General features: G+C 65.4%; 5 protein-coding genes. 3 read left to right on the top strand and 2 right to left on the bottom strand.

The genetic code is table 11. From position 1 onward, the window contains the following. Nucleotides 1-158 precede the first annotated feature (158 nt). The 3 genes from BG61_RS29605 to BG61_RS29595 all read left to right on the top strand — a co-directional run bounded on the left by BG61_RS29605 (nucleotide 159) and on the right by BG61_RS29595 (nucleotide 3,623). The gene (locus BG61_RS29605; RefSeq protein WP_035924586.1) at nucleotides 159-803 is read left to right on the top strand and encodes a phosphatidylserine decarboxylase; all 645 of its coding nucleotides are present in this window, start codon (nucleotides 159-161) and stop codon (nucleotides 801-803) included. 37 nt (nucleotides 804-840) lie between these two features. Further along, the gene (pssA, locus tag BG61_RS29600) at nucleotides 841-1,707 is read left to right on the top strand and encodes a CDP-diacylglycerol--serine O-phosphatidyltransferase (RefSeq protein WP_035924587.1); all 867 of its coding nucleotides are present in this window, start codon (nucleotides 841-843) and stop codon (nucleotides 1,705-1,707) included. Between the two features lie 374 nt (nucleotides 1,708-2,081). After that, the gene (locus BG61_RS29595; RefSeq protein WP_035924590.1) at nucleotides 2,082-3,623 is read left to right on the top strand and encodes a 2-isopropylmalate synthase; all 1,542 of its coding nucleotides are present in this window, start codon (nucleotides 2,082-2,084) and stop codon (nucleotides 3,621-3,623) included. An 84-nt stretch (nucleotides 3,624-3,707) separates the two neighbouring features. On the opposite strand, the gene BG61_RS29590 is transcribed toward BG61_RS29595, so the two are convergent. After that, nucleotides 3,708-5,276, bottom strand: coding sequence for a SulP family inorganic anion transporter (locus tag BG61_RS29590; RefSeq protein WP_051672861.1), 1,569 nt, complete (start codon nucleotides 5,274-5,276; stop codon nucleotides 3,708-3,710). An 87-nt stretch (nucleotides 5,277-5,363) separates the two neighbouring features. Next, a complete protein-coding gene (locus tag BG61_RS29585; RefSeq protein WP_051672860.1) occupies nucleotides 5,364-6,023 on the bottom strand; it encodes a carbonic anhydrase in 660 nt (219 codons plus the stop codon). Nucleotides 6,024-6,073 lie beyond the last annotated feature (50 nt).

Genomic DNA, 6,073 nt, shown 5'->3' with positions numbered 1-6,073 from the left:
CGCGAAGAACAAGCTCGTCGACCAGTCCAAGAACTAAGGCTGTAAGGCGTCACGCAGTCGCACCACCCGAAGTCGCACCACCGAAAGCCGTCCGGGCGTAGCTTTACCCCGGACGGCTTTTGCTATGCTACGGTTTTACAAAAACACAAAGCTCATCCATGAACTATCCACATCCGATCATTGCGCGCGAAGGCTGGCCGTTTATCGCTGCCGCCGCCATCGTCGCCATTCTGATTCAGGCGATCGGCGGTTTCGGCATCGCCTGGCTCTTCTGGCTGATCGTGATTTTCATCGTGCAGTTTTTCCGCGACCCCGCGCGCCCGATCCCGACGCAGGCGAACGCCGTGCTGTGTCCCGCGGACGGCCGCATCGTCGCGGTCGAAACCACGCAGGACCCGTACGCGGGCCGCGAAGCGCTGAAGATCAGCGTGTTCATGAATGTGTTCAATGTCCATTCGCAGCGCTCGCCCGTCGATGGCGCGATCAGCAAGGTCGAGTATTACCCGGGCGCGTATCTGAACGCGGCCGTCGACAAGGCGTCCACTGAAAACGAGCGCAACGCCATCGTGATTCAGACGGCGGCGGGGCATACCGTCACATCCGTTCAGATCGCCGGCCTGATCGCGCGGCGCATTTTGTGCTACGTGCATGTGGGCGAGCCGCTCACGCGCGGCCAGCGCTACGGCTTCATCCGGTTCGGTTCGCGCGTCGACGTGTATCTGCCGGTGGGAAGCCGCCCGCGCGTGTCGATCGGTGAAAAGGTGTCGGCGTCGTCCACAATCCTTGCTGAATTCGCCGAATAACGACGACGCAGCAGCGAGTGGCACAACGGAGGACTAGATGGCGGCATTCAAACCGCGCCGTACCCGAGTCAATGGGGCGCCCCCGCGGGCGTTTCGTCGCAACAAGGCCGTGCAGGACGTCGGCGCCGTGGAAACGCGGCGCGCGAAGCGGCAGCAGTTCCTGAGAAAACGCGGCATTTATCTGCTGCCGAACGCGTTCACGACCGCGGCGCTCTTCTGCGGCTTCTTCGCCGTCGTTCAGGCGATGAACGTGCGCTTCGAGATCGCGGCGATCGCGATCTTCGTCGCGATGGTGCTCGACGGCATGGACGGCCGCGTCGCGCGCATGACGCACACGCAAAGCGCGTTCGGCGAACAGTTCGACAGCCTGTCCGACATGGTGTCGTTCGGTGTCGCCCCCGCGCTCGTGATGTACGAATGGGTGCTGAAGGACCTGGGCCGCTGGGGCTGGCTCGCGGCGTTCGTGTACTGCTCGGGCGCGGCCCTGCGGCTCGCGCGCTTCAATACGAACGTCGGCGTCGTCGACAAGCGCTATTTCCAGGGGCTGCCGAGCCCGGCGGCGGCGGCGCTGATCGCGGGGTTCGTCTGGCTCGCAACCGACAACCGCGTGCCGCTCAAGCTCGTGTGGCTGCCGTGGGTCGCCTTTGCGCTGACGATTTACGCAGGCGTCACGATGGTGTCGAACGCGCCGTTCTACAGCGGCAAGGCGCTGGACGTGCGCTATCGCGTGCCGTTCGCGGGCGTGCTGCTGATCGTGGTGGCGTTCGTGCTGGTGTCGTCGGACCCGCCGCTGATGCTGTTCGGCCTTTTCGTCCTGTACGGCTTCTCAGGCTATGCGTGGTGGGCGTACATGGCGATGCGCGGCAGACCGAACCCCGCGCGAACTTCGCAGCGGGAACACTGATGGCTCGTTGAAGCGCCAAGGCGGCGGCCGCAAGGACCGCCGCCTTTTTTCATGCCGGCGTGCGGCGCAGGCGGAGTGGACGCCCGATCCCCGGTCAGGAGGGCATCAATCGCTCCGATCGGAAAGCCCAATTGCACGCATCCTGAAATCTCGCTATAGTTTGCCGATGAACTGTTTTCCGTTCCCCCTCTCGTCTCTTCTAGCTGGTGCGCCTCTATGCGCGCTAACGCTGCTAGCGCGCCTACCGCGCTGACCCTTTTCGCCTCCCGTCTGCTCGTTCGTGGTTTTCGACGCCAGCGGTGGCGTGAACACCCGAATTGCGTTTGAGTTTTCCTCAGTTTCCAAAATCCAAAAACTCCCCACTGGAGGCCGACATGGCAGACAAGCTGATCATTTTCGACACGACGTTGCGTGATGGCGAACAATCCCCCGGCGCGTCGATGACGAAGGAAGAGAAAATCCGCATCGCGAAGCAACTCGAGCGGATGAAAGTCGACGTGATCGAGGCGGGTTTCGCCGCCAGCTCGAACGGCGACTTCGACGCGATCCAGACCATCGCCTCGCTCGTCAAGGACAGCACGGTCTGCTCGCTCGCCCGCGCGAACGACAAGGACATCCAGCGCGCCGCCGATGCATTGAAGCCCGCGAACCAGTTCCGCATCCACACGTTCATCGCGACGTCCGCGCTGCACATGGAAAAGAAGCTGCGCATGACGCCGGAGCAGGTGTACGAGCAGGCGCGGCTCGCCGTGCGTTTCGCACGCAAGTTCACCGACGACGTCGAGTTCTCGCCGGAAGACGGCAGCCGCTCGGACATCGATTTCCTCTGCCGCGTGCTCGAAGGCGTGATCGACGAAGGCGCGCGCACGATCAACATCACCGATACGGTCGGCTACGGCGTGCCGGAGATGTACGGCAATCTCGTGAAGATGCTGCGCGAGCGCATTCCGAATTCGGACAAGGCGATCTTCTCGGTGCACTGCCACGACGACCTCGGCCTCGCGGTGGCGAATTCGCTCGCCGGCGTGCAGATCGGCGGCGCGCGGCAGGTGGAGTGCACCATCAACGGCCTCGGCGAGCGCGCGGGCAATACGTCGCTCGAAGAGATCGTGATGGCGGTCAAGACGCGCAAGGATTATTTCGGTCTCGATGTCGGCATCGATACGACGCAGATCGTGCCGACCTCGAAGCTCGTCTCGCAGATCACCGGTTTCGTCGTGCAGCCGAACAAGGCGGTGGTGGGCGCGAACGCGTTCGCGCACGCGTCGGGCATTCACCAGGACGGCGTGCTGAAGGCGCGCGACACCTACGAAATCATGCGCGCGGAAGACGTGGGCTGGGCGACCAACAAGATCGTGCTCGGCAAGCTGTCCGGCCGCAACGCGTTCAAGCAGCGCCTGGGAGAGCTCGGCGTGACGATGGAATCGGAAGCCGACGTGAACACCGCGTTCGCGCGCTTCAAGGAACTCGCCGACCGCAAGGCCGAAATCTTCGACGAAGACATCATGGCGATCGTCTCCGAGGAATCGGCGGAAGCGCAGGCGAAGGAACATTTCCGCTTCGTGTCGATGGCGCAGCATTCGGAAACCGGCGAGCAGCCGCAGGCGCGCGTCGTGTTCGCGGTCGACGGCGCCGAAGTGACCGGCGAGTCGCGCGGCAACGGCCCCGTGGACGCGACGCTGCACGCGATCGAATCGAAGGTGGCCAGCGGCGCGGAACTCGTGCTGTATTCGGTCAACGCGATCACGACCGGCACACAGGCGCAGGGCGAAGTGACGGTGCGGCTCTCGAAGAGCGGCCGGATCGTGAACGGCGTCGGCACCGATCCGGATATCGTCGCGGCCTCCGCGAAGGCGTATATTGCGGCGCTGAACAAGCTGCACTCGAAAGTCGAAAAGCTGAATCCGCAGCTTTGATGAGCTTGTGGCGGACGACGCCCACCGCGTCGCCCGGCATGCATGAAAGGCCCTCGCCAGAAGCGGGGGCTTTTTTTCGCCTGTTCATTCCGCTGCAGAGCGTCCCGGAAACGGCAGGCGCGCGAACATCGACGGCCGCCCGCGCGCCGCGCGTTCGAGCTGCCGGCATTCGACGCTGATGCCGCGCGCGGGCGCATCCGCGACGAACCGGTCGATCAGTTCGCGCACGTCCGGGTCGATGAAATCGGCGCGCGTCGCATCGACGATCACCGTCGCGCGGTCAGGAATCTGCCGCAGATGGTGCTTGAGCGCGACCTTGCCCAGAAACGACACGTCCTTGCGAAACGACAGCAGGAAGTGGTCGTCGTGCTGCGCGATCGTGATCGGCCGCTGCAGGTTTGCGTGGATGGCGAGCGCGATGCTGCACGCGATGCCGAGCAGGATGCCGATCAGCAGGTCGGTGAGCAGCACGCCGGCGATCGTCACGATGAACGGCGCGAAGCGCTCGAAGCCCTGTCTCGCCACCGCGGCGAAAAGCGACGGCTTGGCGAGCTTGAGCCCCGTGAAGATCAGGATCGCGGCGAGGCAGGCGAGCGGAATCAGGTTGATCACGCTCGTGAGTGCGAAGACGCTCGCGAGCAGGAACACGCCGTGCATGAACGACGCCCAGCGGCTCTGCGCGCCCGCGTGAACGTTTGCGGAACTGCGCACGATGACGGAGGTGATCGGCAGCGCGCCGATCGCGCCGGCCATCATGTTGCCGATGCCCTGCGCCTTCAGCTCGCGGTCGGGATGCGCCGCGCGCTTTTTCGGATCGATCTGCTCGACGGCTTCGAGGCTCAGCAGCGTTTCGAGGCTCGCGACGATGGCAAGCGTCATCGCGAGCCGCCAGACGTCGGGGTTCACGAGCTGCGTGAAGTTGGGCCAGGCGAGGGCATCGGAGAGCGCGGCAAGCGACGCGACCGACGGCAGCGCCACGCGAAGCTCCGCGGGCGGCGCAAAGCCGGGCGCGGCGAAGTCGAGCAAAAGCGTCGCCGCGATGCCGAGCATGACGACCGCGAGCGGCGCGGGCACCGCGCGCACGAGCGCGAAGCGCCGCAGCGCGCGGGTTTCCCAGCCGGCGAGGATCGCGAGCGAGAGCAGGGCGATCATGCAGGCCGGGATCGACATCGTGCCGAGCGGCGTGTCGAGCGTGCCTGCGTGGCTCGCCGCGGCGTTCGCGCCTTCGTTGGCGAATCCGGCCGCAAGCGGAATCTGCTTGATGATGAGCAGAAGGCCGATCGCCGCGAGCATGCCCTTGATCACCGACGACGGCACGTACGCCGCGAAGCGCCCGGCCTTCAGCATGCCGAAGGCGAACTGGATCGCGCCGGACAGCAGCACCGCCAGCAGGAAGGCGGAGAAGCTGCCGAGCCGCGCGATGCCGTCGACGACGATCACGACGAGACCGGCCGCCGGGCCGCTCACGCTCAACTGCGAGCCGCTCAGGAGCGCGACGACCAGCCCGCCGATGATCCCGGAGAGCAGTCCCGCGAACGGCTCGACGCCGGAGGCGTTGGCGATGCCTAGGCAAAGCGGCATGGCGACCAGAAAGACAACGGTGCCGGCGAACAGGTCGCGTGGAAAGCTGGCGAAGTTTTTTCGTAGGTTCATGTTTTTCGGGCGAGTGGGGGCCTGCGACGTCTTCGCGACGTCGCATGCAGGGATGTCGAAACGGGGTGAGACCTGGCGGGGTGAGGCTTAGCGGGCGGCGGTTTCCAGCTCGGGTTCGGGCTCGGGCGTGGCGGAGGAATCGTCACTAGGCCCTTCGTCCGGATAGCCCGACGAGAGCACCTTGATGCGGCCGTCATGCAGCCCGAAGATCCAGCCGTGCACGCGCGGCGGCTCTGCGGCGTCGCGCACGACAGGCGTCCCGCGCAATGCGCGCACCTGCGCGAGCACGCTCAGTTCTGCGAGCTGGTTCACGCGTTCGTCGCCTTCGGGCAGGGCGTCCAGCTCGCCGCCGTGCTGGCGCGCGAGCGCGCACAGCGGCGCGATGCGCCGGTTCACGTGGGGCAGGTCGGGCGAGAGCGGCAGCAGCGACGCCCGCACGCCGCCGCAGCCGTAATGGCCGCAGACGATCACGTCGTCCACCTTGAGCACGCGCACCGCGTATTCCAGGACGCTCATCGTGTTGTCGTCGGACGGGGAGAAGAGATTCGCGATGTTGCGATGGACGAACAGGTCGCCGGGATTGGCATTGGTGATGGTTTCCGCGGGAACGCGGCTGTCCGAGCAGCCGAGCCACAGCACGGTCGGGCTCTGGCCCATGGCAAGACGGGGAAAGAAACGGGCATCGCTGTGGGCGACTTCGCGCGACCAGGCGATGTTTTCAACGAGCATGCGTTTGGGACGATTCATCGGTGTCACTCCAATACGAGACGAGAAGGCCAGCCATGCACCGCGCCGGG

Source organism: Caballeronia glathei (genome assembly GCF_000698595.1).
In the GTDB taxonomy this organism is placed as follows: Bacteria; Pseudomonadota; Gammaproteobacteria; order Burkholderiales; family Burkholderiaceae; genus Caballeronia; species Caballeronia glathei.
Note: the sequence above shows the minus strand (reverse complement) of the source record. Positions and strands in the feature narration are given on the sequence as shown.

Excerpts from the sequence above, each read along its gene's own strand:
- BG61_RS29605 (WP_035924586.1), top strand. The coding sequence starts at position 159 with ATGAACTATCCACATCCGATCATTGCGCGCGAAGGCTGGCCGTTTATC.
- pssA (WP_035924587.1), top strand. The coding sequence starts at position 841 with ATGGCGGCATTCAAACCGCGCCGTACCCGAGTCAATGGGGCGCCCCCG.
- BG61_RS29595 (WP_035924590.1), top strand. The coding sequence starts at position 2,082 with ATGGCAGACAAGCTGATCATTTTCGACACGACGTTGCGTGATGGCGAA.
- BG61_RS29590 (WP_051672861.1), bottom strand. The coding sequence starts at position 5,276 with ATGAACCTACGAAAAAACTTCGCCAGCTTTCCACGCGACCTGTTCGCC.
- BG61_RS29585 (WP_051672860.1), bottom strand. The coding sequence starts at position 6,023 with ATGAATCGTCCCAAACGCATGCTCGTTGAAAACATCGCCTGGTCGCGC.